At 61.2% G+C, this 17,430-nt stretch carries 17 protein-coding genes; 7 read left to right on the top strand and 10 right to left on the bottom strand.

Annotated elements, in window-relative coordinates; genetic code table 11:
• Positions 1-48: 48 nt before the first annotated feature.
• From IP76_RS07585 to IP76_RS07575, 3 genes are read right to left on the bottom strand one after another with little or no spacing between them, the layout of a single operon-like run.
• Entirely contained in the window at positions 49-1,989 is a 1,941-nt protein-coding gene (locus tag IP76_RS07585) for a DUF2207 domain-containing protein (RefSeq protein ID WP_054157604.1), read from the bottom strand.
• Positions 1,986-3,251, bottom strand: coding sequence for a 3-phosphoshikimate 1-carboxyvinyltransferase (locus IP76_RS07580; RefSeq protein ID WP_054157603.1), 1,266 nt, complete (start codon positions 3,249-3,251; stop codon positions 1,986-1,988). The genes IP76_RS07585 and IP76_RS07580 overlap by 4 nt, the downstream gene beginning before the upstream one ends.
• Positions 3,252-3,288: 37 nt before the next feature.
• Positions 3,289-3,840 carry a LemA family protein gene (locus IP76_RS07575; protein ID WP_054157602.1) on the bottom strand — a complete coding sequence of 184 codons (552 nt, stop codon included), beginning with the start codon at positions 3,838-3,840 and terminating at the stop codon, positions 3,289-3,291.
• A 204-nt stretch (positions 3,841-4,044) separates the two neighbouring features.
• Here IP76_RS07575 and IP76_RS07570 point away from each other — a divergent pair, with 204 nt between their 5' ends.
• Both IP76_RS07570 and IP76_RS07565 read left to right on the top strand, forming a co-directional pair.
• Positions 4,045-6,057, top strand: a complete 2,013-nt coding sequence (locus IP76_RS07570; RefSeq protein ID WP_054157601.1) for a PAS-domain containing protein — start codon at positions 4,045-4,047, stop codon at positions 6,055-6,057.
• Between the two features lie 27 nt (positions 6,058-6,084).
• Entirely contained in the window at positions 6,085-6,486 is a 402-nt protein-coding gene (locus tag IP76_RS07565; protein ID WP_054157600.1) for a response regulator, read from the top strand.
• A gap of 1 nt (position 6,487) precedes the next feature.
• Here the strand turns inward: IP76_RS07565 and IP76_RS07560 are convergent, their stop codons facing one another.
• The 6 genes from IP76_RS07560 to IP76_RS22765 all read right to left on the bottom strand — a co-directional run bounded on the left by IP76_RS07560 (position 6,488) and on the right by IP76_RS22765 (position 11,040).
• Positions 6,488-7,420, bottom strand: coding sequence for a glycine--tRNA ligase subunit alpha (locus IP76_RS07560; RefSeq protein WP_156318510.1), 933 nt, complete (start codon positions 7,418-7,420; stop codon positions 6,488-6,490).
• 138 nt (positions 7,421-7,558) lie between these two features.
• The gene (locus IP76_RS07555) at positions 7,559-8,698 is read right to left on the bottom strand and encodes a sensor histidine kinase (protein ID WP_082352450.1); all 1,140 of its coding nucleotides are present in this window, start codon (positions 8,696-8,698) and stop codon (positions 7,559-7,561) included.
• Between the two features lie 127 nt (positions 8,699-8,825).
• A complete protein-coding gene (locus IP76_RS07550; protein WP_054157598.1) occupies positions 8,826-9,017 on the bottom strand; it encodes a hypothetical protein in 192 nt (63 codons plus the stop codon).
• 34 nt (positions 9,018-9,051) lie between these two features.
• A complete protein-coding gene (locus IP76_RS07545; RefSeq protein WP_054157597.1) occupies positions 9,052-9,915 on the bottom strand; it encodes a S49 family peptidase in 864 nt (287 codons plus the stop codon).
• A gap of 92 nt (positions 9,916-10,007) precedes the next feature.
• Positions 10,008-10,820 carry a tRNA1(Val) (adenine(37)-N6)-methyltransferase gene (locus tag IP76_RS07540; protein ID WP_245281416.1) on the bottom strand — a complete coding sequence of 271 codons (813 nt, stop codon included), beginning with the start codon at positions 10,818-10,820 and terminating at the stop codon, positions 10,008-10,010.
• Entirely contained in the window at positions 10,810-11,040 is a 231-nt protein-coding gene (locus tag IP76_RS22765; RefSeq protein ID WP_082352448.1) for a DUF2007 domain-containing protein, read from the bottom strand. The genes IP76_RS07540 and IP76_RS22765 overlap by 11 nt, the downstream gene beginning before the upstream one ends.
• Before the next feature lie 108 nt (positions 11,041-11,148).
• On the opposite strand from IP76_RS22765, the gene IP76_RS07535 reads away from it, so the two are divergent.
• From IP76_RS07535 to moaB, 4 genes are all read left to right on the top strand, one after another.
• Positions 11,149-12,165, top strand: a complete 1,017-nt coding sequence (locus tag IP76_RS07535) for a polyprenyl synthetase family protein (protein WP_054157613.1) — start codon at positions 11,149-11,151, stop codon at positions 12,163-12,165.
• Positions 12,166-12,285: 120 nt separating this feature from the next.
• The gene (locus IP76_RS07530) at positions 12,286-14,100 is read left to right on the top strand and encodes a tetratricopeptide repeat protein (RefSeq protein ID WP_054157595.1); all 1,815 of its coding nucleotides are present in this window, start codon (positions 12,286-12,288) and stop codon (positions 14,098-14,100) included.
• A gap of 4 nt (positions 14,101-14,104) precedes the next feature.
• On the top strand, positions 14,105-15,034 hold the full coding sequence (locus tag IP76_RS07525) for a 4-(cytidine 5'-diphospho)-2-C-methyl-D-erythritol kinase (RefSeq protein WP_054157594.1): 930 nt from the start codon (positions 14,105-14,107) through the stop codon (positions 15,032-15,034).
• Positions 15,031-15,576 (top strand): molybdenum cofactor biosynthesis protein B, encoded by a 546-nt coding sequence (gene moaB, locus IP76_RS07520; RefSeq protein WP_054157593.1) that lies wholly within the window; start codon positions 15,031-15,033, stop codon positions 15,574-15,576. The genes IP76_RS07525 and moaB overlap by 4 nt, the downstream gene beginning before the upstream one ends.
• A 14-nt stretch (positions 15,577-15,590) precedes the next feature.
• On the opposite strand, the gene IP76_RS07515 is transcribed toward moaB, so the two are convergent.
• Entirely contained in the window at positions 15,591-16,112 is a 522-nt protein-coding gene (locus IP76_RS07515; protein WP_054157592.1) for a glycosyl transferase, read from the bottom strand.
• 130 nt (positions 16,113-16,242) lie between these two features.
• On the opposite strand from IP76_RS07515, the gene IP76_RS07510 reads away from it, so the two are divergent.
• Positions 16,243-17,400, top strand: coding sequence for a PA0069 family radical SAM protein (locus IP76_RS07510; RefSeq protein ID WP_054157591.1), 1,158 nt, complete (start codon positions 16,243-16,245; stop codon positions 17,398-17,400).
• Positions 17,401-17,430 lie beyond the last annotated feature (30 nt).

Raw genomic sequence — 17,430 nt, 5'->3', positions numbered from 1 at the left:
CCCCCCGCCGCTTCGCGGCGACCTCCCCCTCAAGGGGGAGGTCGAGGCCTACCACCCTCCCCCGCCACCACCGCCACCGCCGCCGCCCGAGGAGCCCCCGGAGAAGCCTGACGAGGAAGAGGAAGACGAACTGGAAGGCGGTGGGGTTGGGATGGTGGAGGCGATGGTTGAGGCCATGGACGACGAGAAACCGCCGATGCGATCACCGAAGCCGCCGGGATTGCTGCCGTGATACCATGTCGGGCTGTAGGCGGCGGCCGCAGCACCTGCCGCGGCCGTGGCGAGCCAGGTTTCAAAGGTCTGCGACCAGGGCTTTTCAAGCCCGAGCGAGACCGCATAGGGCAAGAGCTTTTCGAAGTGGCTGGGCGACATGGTGGGCGCGCCTGCCATGTTCATGCGGTCCTGTTCGGCAAGTGTCAGGTAGATCTTCAAACCCTCGATGCCGTCCATCAGCTTTCGGCCGAGAGGGGTCGGCGCGCCCATCAGGAAGAGGAAGAGAATGTTGACGAGCAGGATACCGCCGAATGCGAGCAGAAGCGGAATCTGATGCGTCTGCTCCAGGTCCATCCACATCGAGAGCAGCATCAGGCCCATGGTTGACAGCGCCACGAAGCCGATGAAGGCAAGTGCCACGATGGAGATGATCTTGCTGAACAGAGAGCGGCTGCTCTTGAACATCTTGACCAGGCCGACGGTGAAGGTGCCGAAGAAGATCGAAAAGAAGGTCGGCACCAGCATCAGGGCATAGATATCTTCATCCAGCGTGCCGAAGACGAACAGGGCGAGGATGATGGCGACGGACATGGCGATGCCGAAGCTGATATAGCCGGCGTTTGCCTTGTAGTATTTGTTGCGGTGTTCCTTCTCGATCGCTGCGCGAAAGGCCGAGCCAACCGTCTGAACGCGTTTGCCGTTTTCCTTGTCGATGATCAGTTCATCACCCGCCGACGGGATTTCCTTGATCAGCCGCGCCTGTCCGGCTTCGAGCATGCCGTCGATCGCCTTTTTCGTCCGGCGGATGGTGATGCCGGTATCGAGGTCATCGAGTTCGACGTAACCTTTGACGGCGAGATCGAGCGCCGAGGCCGACAGCGCCGTCCAGCCGCCACCGGAAAAGCCCTTGTTGTCTATGTAGTTGACCAACGCTGGAGAGAGGCCATCCGGCGCATCCCAGCGCGGCACCACGACACCTTTTGCCGGGTCGCGGCCGACGGCGAACCAGGAGCGCAGGTAATAGAGCGAGACGAGGAGAAGGCCAACGCCCGCGATGATCAGGTTCAGATTGTCGCGCAGGAACCACCAGACGCCATCTTCCGCCGATGGGGCAGCAACGAGGCCCTTGGCGAAGCCGAGGACAATGGTAAAGCCTTCCTGGGGGCCGAGCGGGCGTGTGGTTTCAAATTCCAGACCGTTCGAGCCCGGCACCTCTCGGGCGTTCTGCGCATCGGAGCCCATCGCGCCAGTGAAATAGGTGGTTTTCGTCGGCACGGCATTGCCCGGCAGGGTCACTGTCGCGCGGGCACGCTTGATCGAGAACATCCAGCCATTGCCGGTGGTGTTCCAGTAGAGTTCGTCGTGGTCATCGAAATAGCGGATCTGGCGGCCGGTGCGGTAGGTGATCTTGTAGGTGTATTCACCGGGACGCAAAAACACGTCGGCCGAGCCGGTGTAGATGCGGATGCCGCCAGTTATGCTCTCGGTGCGGTGGTTTTCCGGCTGCCCATCACGTTCGACCGAGATCAGCTCAAAATCGACCTCGCGGCGAAAGCCCTTCTGGTCCAGGGCATAGAGCGGGAAGTCGCGGAAGATGCCGCGCTTGATGTTGTTTCCCTCCGCCTCGACCGTAATCGTCTCGGTTACCTCGATCGAGGCGTCAGCGGCAACGGCGATATCGGCGTGGTAGTCGCGAATGACCTCCTCAGCCTGCGCGCCGCATGCCATCCAGAGAAGGAGAAGGAACGCGGAGCACAGGCGAAGGAGCAATGTCATTTCTTGTCGTTCCTGACGAGGTCGACGCCAAGCGAGGCGAGCGCATCCCAATAGCCGGGGTAGGTTTTGGCCACGCAACCAGGGTCGAGAATGGTGATGTCGCGGATCTTGAGACCCGCGAGTGCAAAGCTCATGGCGATGCGGTGATCGGCGAAGGTGTCGATCTCGGCCGGCAGCGACTGGCCGACAAGCGACGGATCGGAGGCCACGAGCAGGTCGTCGCCTTCCTCCTTGGCCAGGCCCTCGCGGATGTTGTTGAGGCCGGTCGAGACGGCGCGGATGCGATCGCATTCCTTGACGCGCAGGTTCTCGATGCCGACGAAACGCACCGGCGTCTCGTTAAACGCAGCGAGAACGGCAATCGTCGGGATCGCATCCTGCATCTGGCTGCCATCGATGACGGCGGGCATGTGCGGGAACTGCGCGATCACGTCATAGGCCTTGGCATCCGGCTGGGTGAAAGCGTCAGACGGCGTGCCGATGTCGATCTGGCCCTTGGTCAGCACTTCGGCGCCCCAGAGATAGGTGGCCGCGGAGGCATCCGGCTCGATTTGGAAATCGGTTGCGGTATAGCCGGTCGGCTGGATGACCCAAGAGGCCGGCGTCGGCTGCTCAACCTTGGCGCCGAATGCACGCATGGCAGACATCGTCAGGTCGATGTAACCGCGGGCGCCGATATCGGCACCGGCAAGCTCGATGGTGAACGGCTCGGAACCGCAGGCCGCGGCCATCTGGAGAGCCGAGACATACTGGCTGGAAAGGCCGGCATCGATGATGACGTGGTTCTTCTCAAAACGGCCCGTGGCATCGATCGTCACCGGCGGGCAGCCGGTGGGGCTCTCGATGGCGACACCCAGCGACTTCAGCGCTTCGACCAGCGGCTTGATCGGGCGCTTGCGCATATGCTCGTCGCCGTCGACGACGTAGCGGCCCTGACCGAGCGCCAGCGCTGCCGTCAGGAAACGGGTGGCCGTACCGGCATTGCCGAGGAAGAGCGGGGCTGCTGGTGCCTTCAGTTCGGCGGAACTGGTGACGACGAAAGTGGTCGCATCCGGCTCCTCGACGGTCACGCCCATCTGGCGAAGGGCTTCGGCCATATAGCGGGTGTCATCGCTTTTCAGCGCGCCGGTCAGCCGGCTCGTGCCCTTGGCGAGACCAGCAAGCAGCAGGGCGCGATTGGTGATGGATTTCGAACCCGGAGGGCTCACCTTGCCGGTCAGGGCATGGGTGGGCGGAAGGATGGTCACACTGTCAGTCGTCATTGATCTCAGTCTCTAAAGGTATATCTGCCGAAGGACGTCAGAACTTGACCGTCGGTACCGCACGGTCGGCCTCGTTGGCAATCTCGAAATAGGGCTTCTTCGAGAAGCCGAACTGGCCAGCGACGAGGTTGGAGGGGAAGCTCTCGACCTTGACGTTCAGATCGCGGGCCGCACCATTGTAATAACGGCGGGACATCTGGATCTCGCCCTCGATGGTTTCCAGCGAGCGCTGCAATTCGGCAAAGTTCTGGTTGGCCTTCAGATCCGGATAGGCTTCCGCGAGTGCGATGATCTTGCCGAGCGCGGCCCCCAACAGGCCTTCGGCGGCGGCACGACCGGCGACATCACCTGATGGCACCGCCTGGGCACGGTTGCGCAGCTCGATGACGCTCTCCAGCGTTGCCTTTTCATGGCCGGCATAGCCCTTCACCGTCTCGATCAGATTGGGGATCAAGTCGGCGCGGCGTTTCAGCTGCACGTCGATGCCTGACCATGCTTCCTCCGCCATCTGCCGGGATTTGACGAGGCCGTTGTAAACGAAGACGAGGTAAGCGCCGACGGCAACGAGAATGGCGAGTGTCGTGAACATGGAACGGCGTCCTCCTTCAGAATTGCGCCGACGTTACAGCATATTTCAGCGATGAAAACCCCGGCCAAACCATGCTGTCGTGGTTTGTCAGCGTCGGCGGTGTCTCGTGAAAACGCGAATATCCGCAATTCTAAACAACCGGTAATCATCTCATTAATTTGCAGATCCTAATGTATTAATTCAAGAACCTTCGTGGGGCCGCCTATGCAGCCATTGACCTGGAACAGATTCCCCATCTGGGCACTCGTCGCCGATCGTGAGATTCTGCGTGCAGCAATCCCTGAACGTCGGCTGGGAGAGACGCTGAACGACATGTTGAACGTGATGACCAGCGTCGGCGAATTCAGCCTTTCGCCGGTCGCTGCCATCTATCTCCGCAATCAAGACAATGGTCGGATGCGTCTCTTTCACGTCTGCCAGGCGGATGATGTACCGCTGCCACTCGAATTGGGTGAGGACGAAGATCTTGCCTGGATGACGGCGGGACGCAGCCGCGGCTTTCTGTACCAGATACCGCTGAGCCGGCGAGACGGCGGAGAAATGTTCGGAACAGTGCTCTATTTTGGCCGCACTGCCCGGCGGATGAGTGCCGAGAAACTGTCGATCCTGGCCGATCTTACGCATGAAATCGCGCATGTGGTGATTCATCGCCACGGGACAAGCTGCGCTCTAATCGACATGGTCGAATTGTCGACGGATGAGATCTACGTCTTCGATCCGCTGACACTGTCCATCATCCGCGCAAATGGGACCGCCAGTGTGCGTACGGGTCATAACATGGCGGCCCTGGCGCGGCTTACCCCCGCAGAGATCAAGATGGACATGAGCGAGGCTGACTATCGCGCGCATATCCGTCCCCTGGTGGACGGAGAGGCCAACAAGGTTTGTTTCGAAGCTCATCACAGGCGGCGCAATGGCACCGTCTATCCGGTCAAGGTCCATGTGTGGCGGATCAAGGCCGAAGATCGCGATATCTTTGCCGAGGTGGCGATTGCTCTTGCCGATCAGCGCAAGGCATTCGGCTTGCTCGAGCAGGTCTTCGATGCCATTCCGGGCGGAATCGGCGTCTTCGATGGCCGCTCGCGGCTGCTGATGGCCAATCATCGGCTTTATGACCTGATGAACATTCCGCCGGAGCTGTTCCCGCCAGGCTCAAAGTTCGAGGATATTCTTCGCTACAACGCCATGCGCGGCGAATATGGCGACGGCGATCTCGAGGCCATGGTGCGCGAACGGGTCGAACAGGCAGAGCTTGGGCTTCCCTATGGTTTCGAGCGCGAAAGGGCGAGCGGAAAGGTGCTTGCTGTGCATTCAGAGCCCCTGACCAGCGGCGGTTATGTCTTGAGCTATACCGACATTACCCTGCGCAAGCAGGCGGAGAACGACCTGATCCGCAATCGTGACGAGCTGGAAGCGACGGTTCGGCAAAGGACGGCCGAGATCGAGGCTCAGGCGGCAGCACTGGAGGAGGCGCTCGAGAAGGAGAGAAATATCAACGCGATGCAGCGGCAGTTCGTCTCGATGACGAGCCACGAATTCCGCACGCCGCTTGCGATCATCGATGGCGCAGCACAGCGACTGCAGCGGAAAAAGGGCGAGGTCGAAGGCGCCTTTCTGGGTGAAAAAACGCAACTGATCCGATCCTCGGTATCCCGCATGGTCGAGCTGATGGAAAGCTTCCTGTCTGCGGGCCGGATGGATACCGGCAAGGTGGAACTGATGCTCGTCGAGTGCTCGCTGCACAAGCTGATCGAACAGGCGATCAAGCGGCAGAAGCTCTCGGCCCAGCACCACCGCTTCGAGACAGATCTGACGGGGCTGCCCGTGGCCATCCGCTGCGATGCACTGGCGATCTCCCAGGTCATCACCAACCTGTTGTCGAACGCCGTCAAGTACGCGCCCCGTGCCCACGACATTCACATAACAGGCTGGCAGGAAGAGGAGCATGTTTTCCTCTCTGTCCGCGATGAGGGCATCGGAATCGACCCTGAGGATATTCCGAAATTGTTCCAACCCTACTTCAGGGCCCGGACGTCAACCGGCATTGCCGGCACCGGTATTGGCCTTTCGCTGGTCAAGCAGATCGTCAACCTGCATGACGGCGACATCTTCATCGAAAGCCGGCGTGGCAAGGGCACCACATTCACCATGGTGCTGCCTGTCGCTGGACCACAGTCAAACGTTCAAACGGAGGCGGCGACCGTCAACGCCGCATAGCGCCCAAGGGCGGAAAGCGAGTGAGCCATGATCACTGTTTTGTGCATAGAAGACGAAAGGGACGTGCGTGAACTGATCGCCGAGGAGTTGGAGGACGCGGGACTGAAGGTCCTGCAAGCGGAGAACGGCCGTGAAGGGCTTGATATCATTCTGCGCCAACAGCCCGACATCGTCATCTCCGACATCACCATGCCGGAAATGGATGGCATTTCGATGCTCGGCGAATTGCAGATCAATCATCCGCAATTCTCGAACACCCCGTTCCTCTTCCTCACCGCCCTCTCAGACAGGGACAAGCTGATCGAAGGCTTGAGCGCCGGTGCTGAGAGTTACCTGACGAAGCCCGTGGACTTCGACATTCTCATGGCGAAGATCCAGGGCCTGGTGGTGCGGATCGAGAACCGCGTCTCGGCAGGTCTGGCTTTCTAGGTCAGGCGACCTTGCCGAAGTTGATGCCACCCGCGTCGGTCATCAGGAAGGCCTCGCCGCAAGCCTTGGCGAGCGCGCGCACCCGGCCAATATAGGCCTGGCGTTCGGTAACCGAGATGACGCCACGGGCGTCGAGCAGGTTGAAGACGTGGCTTGCCTTGATGCACTGGTCATAGGCCGGGAAGACGCATTTGTGCAGGCGCTGATTGTCGTTGTCGGTCGGTGCGCCGGCGGCAAGAAGCGCCTGGCATTCCTTCTCGGCATCGATGAAGTGGCGATGCAGCATATCCGTGTCGGCAAATTCGAAGTTGTGGCGGGAATATTCCTGCTCGGCCTGCAGGAAGACGTCGCCATAGGAGATCTTCTCCTCGCCTTCGCGACCGTTGAAGTTCAGGTCATAGACATTGTCGACGCCCTGGACATACATGGCGAGGCGCTCGAGACCATAGGTCAGCTCACCGGCAACGGGGGAGCATTCGATGCCACAGACCTGCTGGAAATAGGTGAACTGCGAGACTTCCATGCCATCGCACCAGCATTCCCAGCCGAGGCCCCAGGCGCCCAGCGTCGGGCTTTCCCAGTCGTCCTCAACGAAACGCACATCATGCAGCAACGGATCGAGGCCGATAGCCTTCAGGGAACCGAGATAGAGTTCCTGCAGATTGGACGGGTTCGGCTTCAGGATCACCTGATACTGGTAGTAGTGCTGCAGGCGGTTCGGGTTTTCGCCGTAACGGCCATCCGACGGGCGGCGCGAGGGCTGAACATAGGCTGCCTTCCACGGTTTCGGGCCGAGGGCTCGCAGGGTGGTGGCCGGATGGAAGGTGCCAGCGCCGACTTCCATGTCGTAGGGCTGCAGGACCGCGCAACCCTTGTCCGCCCAATAGGCGTGCAACGTCAGGATCAGCGCCTGGAACGAGCGCTTGGGGTCCATGTGCGGGGCAAGGGGCGTGGTCATCGGGTTATCCATCCGCTTTGGCTGTCGGTTTCGGCCCGTCTGGTGCCATGAGCGGGCGCGAGGGTCAAGCGTCTGACGCGGGCGTCCTGCACCCGTATCGACGGACGCTTGTGCTTAACCGTCGAGATCTGCCGCCTGCTGGAGTTTGCCGACCAGAGAGAAGGAGACCCCTTCCGGCTGGAAGCGGATCCCGGCCTGACCTTGAAACAGATCAGAGACGACACGCTCGGTCAAACGCGAGCCGAAGCCGCGCCGGGTGGGTTCGACGACATACGGGCCGCCGCTTTCGCGCCAGTCGAAGGTGAAACCGCTGTCAGGCAACTGCCCCCAGGTCATGTGGACACGCCCCTGCGGTGCCGACAGCGCGCCGTATTTCGTCGCATTGGTGGCGAGTTCATGGATCGCGAGCGAGAGGCCGAGCGCCTGCTGCGCGGAAAGATAGACCTTGGGGCCTTCAATCTTGATCCGTTCCTCGCCGTCGACGTGGGGCGCAACCGCCGTCTTGGCAATCGCCGTGATTTCGGCTGCGGTGACACTCATTCCAGTCAGGACGTCCTGGGCCTTGGCGAGCGTCTGGATGCGCGCGCCGATGGTGGCGGCCGCTTCGGGTATGGAGGTTGCACCGCGCAGGCTCTGACTGATGATCGACTGGACCATGGCCAGCGTGTTCTTCATCCGGTGCGCCAGTTCGCGGTTGAGCAGTTTCAGCTCTTCCTCGTGCCGCTCCTGCTCGACCAGATGGTTCTGCGCTTCGAGATAGGCCTGTTCGAGGGCCTGCCGATCGGCGATGGCAGCGGTCTTTTCCGTCACGACATTGAGGAGACCGGCGATTTCGCCGTCGTCGTCGTAGATGGGGCTGTAGGAAAAGGTCCAATAGGTTGGAACGGGTACACCGTTGCGGATCATCTGGAGAGGCAGATCCTCCATCCAGGTCCCCTCGCCGGCCAAAGCTTTGCTCACAAAGGGTTCCACGCCGTCCCAGACATCAGCCCAATACTTTCGGAAGGGCTGGCCGAGGGCACTATTCGCACGCCCTTCAAGCATGGGAAGATAAGCATCATTGTGAAACTGCAGGAGCTCATCGCCCCACCAGAAGCACATGGGCTGGCGCGACGACAGCACGAGCCTTACCGTCGTCTTCAGCGCGGCCGGCCAGTGCTCTATCGGGCCGAGGGAGGTCGCAGACCAGTCCACCTCATCGATTTCGCGCGCCACAAAACCCGATAATCCCGGAAAATTTCGCGTATCGTTCATCAACGTCCCAAGCCAGCCTTGTCCGCGACGGGCCTAGATCAGCCCCTCAATCGCCAGGATATTTTGCATACCTAGCGGCACCACAGGTTTCACTCAAGTGCAAGCTGCGCACTGTGCCTCACGAAACTCAGTCGTCTTCACGCCGAAGGCGATATTCGCCGGTTGTCTCATCCTTGATCAGGGTGCCGACGGCGTCGTTCTCTTGTTCCTTCTCTTCGGCGCGTCTGCGGGCTGCAAGCTTTTCCGCATCGGAGACGAAGCGGCGGTACAGCAGCCAAGCGCCGCCCACCAGGATTCCCATGAATATCAGCTGTGCCATGTCCCCTCGTCGTCAGCCTCTTTTCTTGCCCGGCTCAGAGCCCGTAGCGGCCCCACAATGCCTTTTCTTCGACGGTCTCCGCAAGACCCGCGACCGCCTGTGCCGCGATCTGGTCGACGCCGGCAAATGCGCCGATGCCCGGGCTGCGGCGGCCGAACAGGCCCTTCGCCGCACCGACAAGCTCTAGCCGGGCGTCCTTGCCGTAGCGGGTACGCACCTCGTCCCGGACATTGCCGAGCCGATCCACAAGGCCGAGTTCCAGACCGCGCTTGCCCGTCCAGAAGAGGCCGGAGAAGAGGTCGGGATTGTCAGCAAGCACGGTTCCGCGGCGGGCCTTGACCATGTCGATGAAGATCTGGTGGATCTCGACCTGCAGGGTCTTCAGGTATTCGATGTCGCTTTCCTTCTCCGGCTGGAAGGGATCAAGGATCACCTTGTTTTCGCCGGACGTGTAGACACGGCGCTCGACGCCGAGCTTTTTCAAGAGTTCGGGAAAACCAAAGCCACCGGACACGACACCGATCGAGCCGACAATCGAGGTGGCATCGGCAATGATCTCGTCACCAGCGATCGCGATCATGTAACCGCCCGAGGCAGCAACATCCTCAACAAAGACCAGAACGCGCTTGTTCTTTTCCTCGGCAAGCGCACGGATACGATCAAAGATCATGCGCGACTGAACCGGCGATCCGCCGGGCGAATTGATCGACAGGGCAACCGCCGGGCTCTCCTTCATCGAGAAGGCCTTTTCCAGCTGACCAGCGACAGTGGCGAGATTGAGGGCTGGCCGGAACCTGGATCCACCGCTCATGATCGGCCCATGCAGCCGCACAACGGGAATGACCACGCCCTTCTTCTGGAAGCGCTTCGGAACCAGCCGTTTCAAAACATCTGCCATTGCCGTGTCGAACTCCTCGGTATCACCCAACGTGATCGAGATGTAAGGAGCCGCGGACCAAACACAAGGTCGACGGCAAAAATCAGACGGTCTCAACGCAACCGGGAATAGCCCGTTCGGCCATTGTTCAGACTGTCAACCAGAGGCGCAAAAGCGTGACTATCCGGTCGGTCGTGCATGAGGAGCGGTGCACGCAGTTGCAGCCTGGCACGCGAGCCCTTGATTGCCGTCACCAGGATACGGGTGGCGTTTTCGCCCTCACGTGGATGGATGGCGGTGATCTCCAGCCCGCCGAAACGCCGGCCACAGGCCGTGATGATTTCAGCAATCGATTGTGGCCGGGCGATCAGCGAGAGCTGGCCGCCGGGCCGTGTGATTGCGCCGGCCGTCCGGATCCAGCTGTCGAACAGGTTTTCCGTCATCGCATGGGCTTCCGCCTTCAGCTGGTCCGGCGTCTTGCGGTCACCCGGATCATTGAAGGGCGGGTTCATGATGACATGCTGGAAAGTATCGTCGGGAAGGCCTTGTGCCACCCGGGCCCTGCCGGTCAACGTCACGTCGCCTTCAATCACTTCAGCGCGACCGGCCAGATGGGCGTTTTCCTTAAGCGCCAGGCTCTTTCGCGCGAACTCGGCCATGTCGGCGGAGCGTTCGACCAGCACGACCGAAGCCTTGGGCAGGCGCGTGGCGACGGCAAGACCGGCCGCACCGGCACCCGCCCCCAGATCGGCGATCCGCACCGGCCGGTCATCGACCACGAGCGAGGCCAGCATCATCGCATCCATGCCGGCGCGATGACCGCGACCGACTGGCTGGACCAGATGGAACGCGCCCCGGTGAAAGGCGTCTACAGTTTCCTGCGCGATGGGGAAGGCGGACGACGACACGGCAACCTCAGGCGTCACGATCGCGCAGCTCGGCGCCAAGGCCGGCATCACTGAGGATACGGCGCGCCTCATCGACACGATCGGAATCGACCAGAAAACGGCGCTGCAGCATGCCGAGCGATCCCTCGAGAATACTCATCGACTGGTCTGCGACCATGGCGCTGATTCCGGCGTCACGCATCAGGCTTTCGGCGAAGGACAGAAGAACGACGTCGTTGCTGCGAATGATTTCGTGCATATCGGTCCGAAAATCCCCTGGCTGCGCCCCGGCGGGACAATTCGCCCCTTGCCGTTGCGGTCTCGGCTTTTTATGGTCGGACACCAATTCGAACAGGAGTCCGGTGCGTTGGGCGTAGTCATACCGCTTGAAGACAACAAAAACAAACAGGCATCCGTCAAGCCATTGGTGGACCTGACAAAGAGCGGCATGGAGCGCGTCAACCAGCTGATCCTGTCGAAGGCCGGGTCGGATGTGCAGATGATCCCGGAAGTCGCCAATCACCTGATTTCCTCCGGCGGCAAGCGGCTGCGTCCGATGCTGACGCTCGCGACGGCTGCGATGTTCGGCTATGAGGGTGACCATCATATCAAGCTGGCGACCTCGGTCGAGTTCATGCACACCGCAACGCTTCTGCATGACGACGTGGTGGACGAAAGCGACCTTCGCCGCGGCAAATCGACGGCGCGCACCATCTGGGGCAACCAGGCAAGCGTTCTCGTCGGCGACTTCCTGCTCGGTCAGGCTTTCCGGATGATGGTTGAGGTCGGCTCGCTCGACGCGCTCGATGTTCTCTCGACCGCCGCCTGCGTCATCGCGGAAGGCGAAGTGTTGCAGCTGTCCGTCGCCAAGAACATGGAGACGACCGAGGACGACTATCTGGCCGTCATCCGCGCCAAGACCGCCGCCCTTTTTGCCGCCGCAGCCGAAGTCGGTCCGATCGTAGCCGGCACAGACAAGGGCACGCGCAGCGCGCTCAAATCCTATGGCATGAATCTCGGCCTTGCCTTCCAGTTGGTCGATGACGTGCTCGATTATGGCGGCAAGGCTGCTGAAACCGGCAAGAATGTCGGCGACGATTTCCGCGAGGGCAAGATCACGCTGCCGATCATCCTGTCCTATCGTCGCGGGACGGCGGAGGAACGGGAGTTCTGGAAGCAGTCGATCGAGGGCGGCCAGAGCGATGACGAACGGCTGGAGCGGGCGCTTGTCCTGATCGGGAAATACGGCGCACTGAACGACACCATCCAGCGGGCCCAACATTACGGGACGATCGCGCGCGATGCCCTGGCGCCGCTGCCGAATTCACCTTGGAAAAGTGCGCTGAACGATGTGATCGACTTCTGCATTTCGCGCGTCAGCTGACGAGGAATATCGATCGTCTTGCGAGGCTGCTTCAAAAAAGCCATTCTCTGGTGAATCATCATTGCGCTTCCGCGCGCGCGACGCTCGTGCTCGCCATCAGTCCCTGAAAGGCCCAATTACATGCGGCAAAGCCTCGTCTCTCGCATTCTCGCCGGAACCGCCCTGGTCTTGCTCCTTGGCGTGGCGCAGACCTCCGTGGCGCTGGCCGCTGCTGCTGCCGGAAAAACGGAAGAAGCAGAGAGTTTCGATCTGACCGCCGTCGATTCCTTCGCCGGCGCTTATCTGGCCGCACGCACGGCCGAGGCCGATCGAGACTATGGCAATGCGGTGCGCTTTTACCGCAAGGCATTGGAGCTTGCCCCGAACGAGCTTGAACTGCAGCAGCGGCTGATGATCACCCTTCTGATGAATGGCGAGTTCGACGAAGGCGCCAAGATTGCTCGAACGCTGGAAAAGGATCCGGCGGTCGAGCGCGTGACTTCGGTGACACTGGCTTTTCAGGCGATCCGCGACGGCGACTATGACGACGCGCTGACCTCGCTGAAGTATCAGGGGCCGAATGATCTCGACCGGCTGATGAACCAGCTTCTCGTTGCCTGGGCCAATTTTGGTAATGGCAAGTCGAAGGAAGCGCTGGCGCTGGTCAAGGATCTCGACGGACCGGGCTGGTACGATATTTTCCGCAATTACAATCTCGGCATCATGGCCGCAGCTGCCGGCGACATCGACACGGCCCGCAGCGCATTGACTGACACGATCACCGATCGCAATGGTGGCGCGACCGCGCCTGACACCTTTGCCCGGGCCGTGATGGCACTGGCAACGCTTGAAGCGGGTGCTGGCAACAAGCAGAAGGCGCTCGATGCGCTTTCCGCCGGCGACGAAATGATCACCAACTACGCACCATTCAATGCGCTGCGCCAGGCAATCGAGGCCGGCAAGACGGTTGAGCCTGCCGTAAAGACTGCCGCACAAGGGGCAGCCGGGGTGCTGTTTTCTATCGGCGGCGCGCTCAATCGCGAAGGTGCTGAAGACACGGTGATGCTTTATCTCCAGCTGTCGCGCGCCCTCGACAAGGATGCGGCCGATACGCTGATCCTGCTCGGCGGCATTGCCGAAAAGGCCGAGCAGCCGGAAAAGGCCATCGCCTTTTATCGCGACGTGCCGGCTGCCTCGCCGATGCGCCGAATTTCCGAGCTGCAGCTTGGCCTGACGCTTGCCCTGACCGGCAAGGTGGATGAGGCACGCAAGCATCTCCAGGCCCTGATCGCCTCGGACCCGCAGGATATTCGCAGCTATCTCGCCTATGGCAGCGTGCTTTCCGATGCCAAGGACTATGCCGCCATGGCGGAGAATTACGATCGCGCGGTGGAAATCATCGGCGCGCGGCCGGTGCGCAATCACTGGTCCGTCTTCTTCCAGCGCGGCATCGCCTATGAGCGCCTGAAGAAGTGGGACAAGGCCGAGCCGGACTTCAACAAGGCGCTGGAGCTCAATCCCGAACAGCCGCAGGTGCTGAACTATCTCGGCTATTCCTGGGTCGATATGAATCGCAATCTCCAGCAAGGCTTGGAGATGATCAAAAAGGCTGTCGAGCTTCGTCCGGACGACGGTTACATCGTCGATTCTCTCGGCTGGGCCTATTACCGCCTCGGCCGTTTCGATGAAGCGGTCGTCGAACTCGAACGCGCCATCGAGCTGAAGGCCGGCGACGCGACGATCAACGACCATCTCGGCGATGCCTATTGGCGCGTTGGACGCAAGCTTGAGGCCACCTACCAGTGGAAGCGGGCGCTGGCCTCCGAGCCGGAAGAAACGGAAGTGCCGAAGATCCAGGCGAAGATCGACAAGGGGCTGCCGCCGCTCGAGGCGGATGCCGCCAAGATCGAGCCGAAGCCGGCAGACGCGCCGAAGAAAGACGACAAGAAGACCTGATCCGATGAAAGGTCTCCACGATCCGGCGAAAGCCCCGGTCGAGGAGACCGCACGGGCCAAGGTTAACCTCGCGCTGCATGTGACCGGGCGCCGGGCAGATGGCTATCATATGCTCGATAGTCTGGTGAGCTTTGCCGAAGACGGCGATGAATTAACCTTCCGGACCGCCGAGGCCGACAGCCTGCGCCTTTCGGGGCCCTTTGCCCGCTCTCTCTCGCTTGGCCAGGAAAACCTTGAGGATAATCTGGTGATCCGCGCGCGTGATGGATTGCGCGCTGTTCTTGATCAGCATGGATTGCCCTCTTCACCCGTTGCCATCACGCTTGAGAAGAACCTGCCGGTGGCGGCCGGAATCGGCGGCGGCTCTGCCGATGCGGCGGCGACCCTGCGCGGGCTCCTGCGGCTCTGGCAGGCGGAGTTGCCCGCAGAGGCGCTGGCCGCACTTGCCCTGTCGCTTGGCGCCGATGTGCCGATGTGCCTTCACGCCCTGCCCCTCAGAGCCCAGGGCATTGGTGAGGCGATCACGCCAGTCGCCCTCCCCTCTTTTCCGATGGTTCTGCTCAATCCGCTGATGCCGGTTTCGACGCCGGAGATCTTTCGAAGGCTGGAGCGGCGCGACAATGCGCCGATGGTGGAGCTGCCGGACGCGCCCGATGCTGAAGCATGGCGCGCAGTCTTCCCGCAGCTTCGCAACGACCTGCAGCCGCCGGCCGAAGCGCTGGTGCCCGAAATCGCCGAAGCCTGCGGCCTGCTGCGTGAAAGCCTGGCGGTCTTTGCCGGCATGTCCGGATCCGGTGCCACCTGTTTCGGCCTCTATGACAGCGAACAGGCGGCGTTGAAGGCAGCCCTGGCGCTATCGGCCTACCGGCCACAATGGTATGTGCTTCTCACGCGCACGGTTGCCCATGAGCACGAGCAAGGAGACGGAGCATGAGCCGGATCGACGAAAGCCGCCCCTTCATCGCAGTGGGCATTGCCGTGCTGACCGTCTCTGACACGCGCCGCCTGGAGGACGATCGCTCTGGCGACACGCTTGTCGCCCGGATCGCAGAAGCCGGTCACAGGCTTGTCGCGCGCGCCATCGTGCAGGACGACAAGGCTGCCATCCGTGACCAGGTGGAGCAGTGGACGAAGGACGAGGCCATCGATGTTGTAATCACCACCGGTGGCACGGGCTTCACCGGACGCGACGTGACGCCCGAGGCCCTGGAGCCCTTGTTCGAGAAGCGAATGGACGGCTTTTCGGAGGTCTTTCACCGGATCTCCTATGACAAGATCGGCACCTCGACCATCCAGTCCCGCGCAACCGCTGGCCTTGCGAATTCAACCTTTATCTTCGTGCTGCCAGGCTCTCCCGGAGCCTGCAAGGATGCCTGGGACGGGATCCTGAAGTTGCAACTCGACTACAGGCACATGCCATGCAATTTCGTGGAAATCATGCCTCGCCTCGACGAACATTTGCGGCGCGGGGCATAACGGCCCGGGAGGCCTCAGCGGCGGGCTTCGCGGGCGACCCAAGATGGGATGATCTCGCTCGCCAAACGGCGCGGCTTTTCACCACGCGCCAGCTGCAGCAGTTCACGCCCGGGTCCGGCGAGACCCATCGCCTGGCGCTTGGGGATCAACAGGCCGTTCTCCAGCGGCGGCGGACTGCGCGTCAGCCGGCGATAAAAAGGCAGGCGATAAAGCCGTGATTCCGAAAAACGCGCCGGCTGCTTGTTGAGCGCAACATATTCTGCCACTTCGTCGACCCAACCAGGGCTCAGCCGCGCACCCGGTTCGATCAGCAACAGCCACTCGCCACGCGCGGACGCCAGCACATCCTTCATGTCCCATTGCTGATAAAAGCGGCAACCGGCAGCATCTGCCACTAGGGACGATCCATCCTGCGAGCCATGGTCCAAAACCACGACATCGCTCACCAAACCCTCGACTGCACCGGCTACAAGCACGGACAAGGTCTGTGCGAGCTCGGGCTCCTGATCGTGGCATTCCATGATGACGGTCAACATTGCCTACATCTATCGCATTGCACAAAGTTTTGCCACCGGCAGATTCTCAAAGTTTGTTCTTGCATTGTTCTCATTGCTGCGGTAGGAAAATAGTCATTGAGCGGGCCGCGATCCCGCGAGGAGCCAACACATGACCGAGCTGTCTCTTGTGAGCCAGGCTGCATTCCAGCCCGGCAATACGGCAGATATTGCCGATGCGCTGATGAATGCTTCCGGGATGCGGATCGATATTGACCGGCGGCGTGGCCGCGCGGCTGGCATCAATCCTGCCGGGCGGTTCGAGAAGCTGGAGCGGGTGGCCGTTGATGATGGCTGGCAAATGCTGGAGGACATGCCGCCCTTCAAGACGGAGGTGCAGGTCGAGAAGCCGCGTACGGTGATTACCCGCAACGAGTCGCCCGATATTCCCTTCGACCGCTCGATCAACCCGTATCGCGGCTGCGAGCACGGCTGCATCTACTGCTTCGCTCGCCCGACACACAGCTATATGGGTCTTTCGGCCGGGCTCGACTTTGAGGCAAAGCTGTTTGCGAAACCGGATGCTGCGCGGCTTCTGGAGCGCGAATTGTCGAAGCCCGGCTACAAGGTGAAACCAATCGCAATCGGCACCAATACCGATCCGTATCAGCCGATCGAGCGGGAATGGCGGATCATGCGGCAGATCCTGGAAGTGCTGGATAAAGCCAATCATCCAGTCGTCATCGTAACGAAGTCGGCGCTCATCCTGCGCGACGTCGACATCCTGACATCCATGGCCGAACGCGGCCTGGTGAAGGTCGGTATTTCCGTGACAACGCTTGACCGCAAGCTTGCCCGGACGATGGAGCCGCGCGCCTCGACACCAACGAAGCGACTGGAGGCGATCAAGGCTCTGTCTGAGGCCGGTATTCCCGTCGCCATCATGATGGCGCCCGTCATTCCGGCCTTGAACGATCACGAAATCGAGCGCGTGCTGGATTCCGGCAAGGCGGCCGGGGCGTCTGAGGCAAGCTATGTCCTGCTGCGCCTGCCGCTCGAAGTCAGCCCTCTGTTTCGCGACTGGTTGCTGCAGCATTATCCGGACCGCTATCGGCATGTGATGTCGCTGGTGCGCTCCATGCGTGACGGCAAGGATTACGATGCCGAATTCGGAAAGCGGATGAAGGGGGCCGGCCCCTATGCATGGCAGATCAGCCGGCGCTTCGAGATGGCGACCAAACGGCTTGGCCTGATGCGCCGGAGCCTGCATCTGCGCGAGGATCTGTTCATTTCGCCGAACAGCGGTGGGGTTCAGTTGTCACTGCTCTAGAGCGGACACGCTAGAAAGCAATTCCGGCGC

It is taken from the genome of Rhizobium sp. AAP43 (genome assembly GCF_001296045.1).
In the GTDB taxonomy this organism is placed as follows: domain Bacteria; phylum Pseudomonadota; class Alphaproteobacteria; order Rhizobiales; family Rhizobiaceae; genus Allorhizobium.
This window is presented reverse-complemented; position numbering and strand designations above follow the sequence as displayed.

Coding starts and splice junctions, on each gene's coding strand:
- IP76_RS07585 (WP_054157604.1), bottom strand. CDS start 1,989: ATGACATTGCTCCTTCGCCTGTGCTCCGCGTTCCTTCTCCTTCTCTGG.
- IP76_RS07580 (WP_054157603.1), bottom strand. CDS start 3,251: ATGACGACTGACAGTGTGACCATCCTTCCGCCCACCCATGCCCTGACC.
- IP76_RS07575 (WP_054157602.1), bottom strand. CDS start 3,840: ATGTTCACGACACTCGCCATTCTCGTTGCCGTCGGCGCTTACCTCGTC.
- IP76_RS07570 (WP_054157601.1), top strand. CDS start 4,045: ATGCAGCCATTGACCTGGAACAGATTCCCCATCTGGGCACTCGTCGCC.
- IP76_RS07565 (WP_054157600.1), top strand. CDS start 6,085: ATGATCACTGTTTTGTGCATAGAAGACGAAAGGGACGTGCGTGAACTG.
- IP76_RS07560 (WP_156318510.1), bottom strand. CDS start 7,420: ATGGACCCCAAGCGCTCGTTCCAGGCGCTGATCCTGACGTTGCACGCC.
- IP76_RS07555 (WP_082352450.1), bottom strand. CDS start 8,698: ATGAACGATACGCGAAATTTTCCGGGATTATCGGGTTTTGTGGCGCGC.
- IP76_RS07550 (WP_054157598.1), bottom strand. CDS start 9,017: ATGGCACAGCTGATATTCATGGGAATCCTGGTGGGCGGCGCTTGGCTG.
- IP76_RS07545 (WP_054157597.1), bottom strand. CDS start 9,915: ATGGCAGATGTTTTGAAACGGCTGGTTCCGAAGCGCTTCCAGAAGAAG.
- IP76_RS22765 (WP_082352448.1), bottom strand. CDS start 11,040: ATGCACGAAATCATTCGCAGCAACGACGTCGTTCTTCTGTCCTTCGCC.
- IP76_RS07530 (WP_054157595.1), top strand. CDS start 12,286: ATGCGGCAAAGCCTCGTCTCTCGCATTCTCGCCGGAACCGCCCTGGTC.
- IP76_RS07525 (WP_054157594.1), top strand. CDS start 14,105: ATGAAAGGTCTCCACGATCCGGCGAAAGCCCCGGTCGAGGAGACCGCA.
- moaB (WP_054157593.1), top strand. CDS start 15,031: ATGAGCCGGATCGACGAAAGCCGCCCCTTCATCGCAGTGGGCATTGCC.
- IP76_RS07515 (WP_054157592.1), bottom strand. CDS start 16,112: ATGTTGACCGTCATCATGGAATGCCACGATCAGGAGCCCGAGCTCGCA.
- IP76_RS07510 (WP_054157591.1), top strand. CDS start 16,243: ATGACCGAGCTGTCTCTTGTGAGCCAGGCTGCATTCCAGCCCGGCAAT.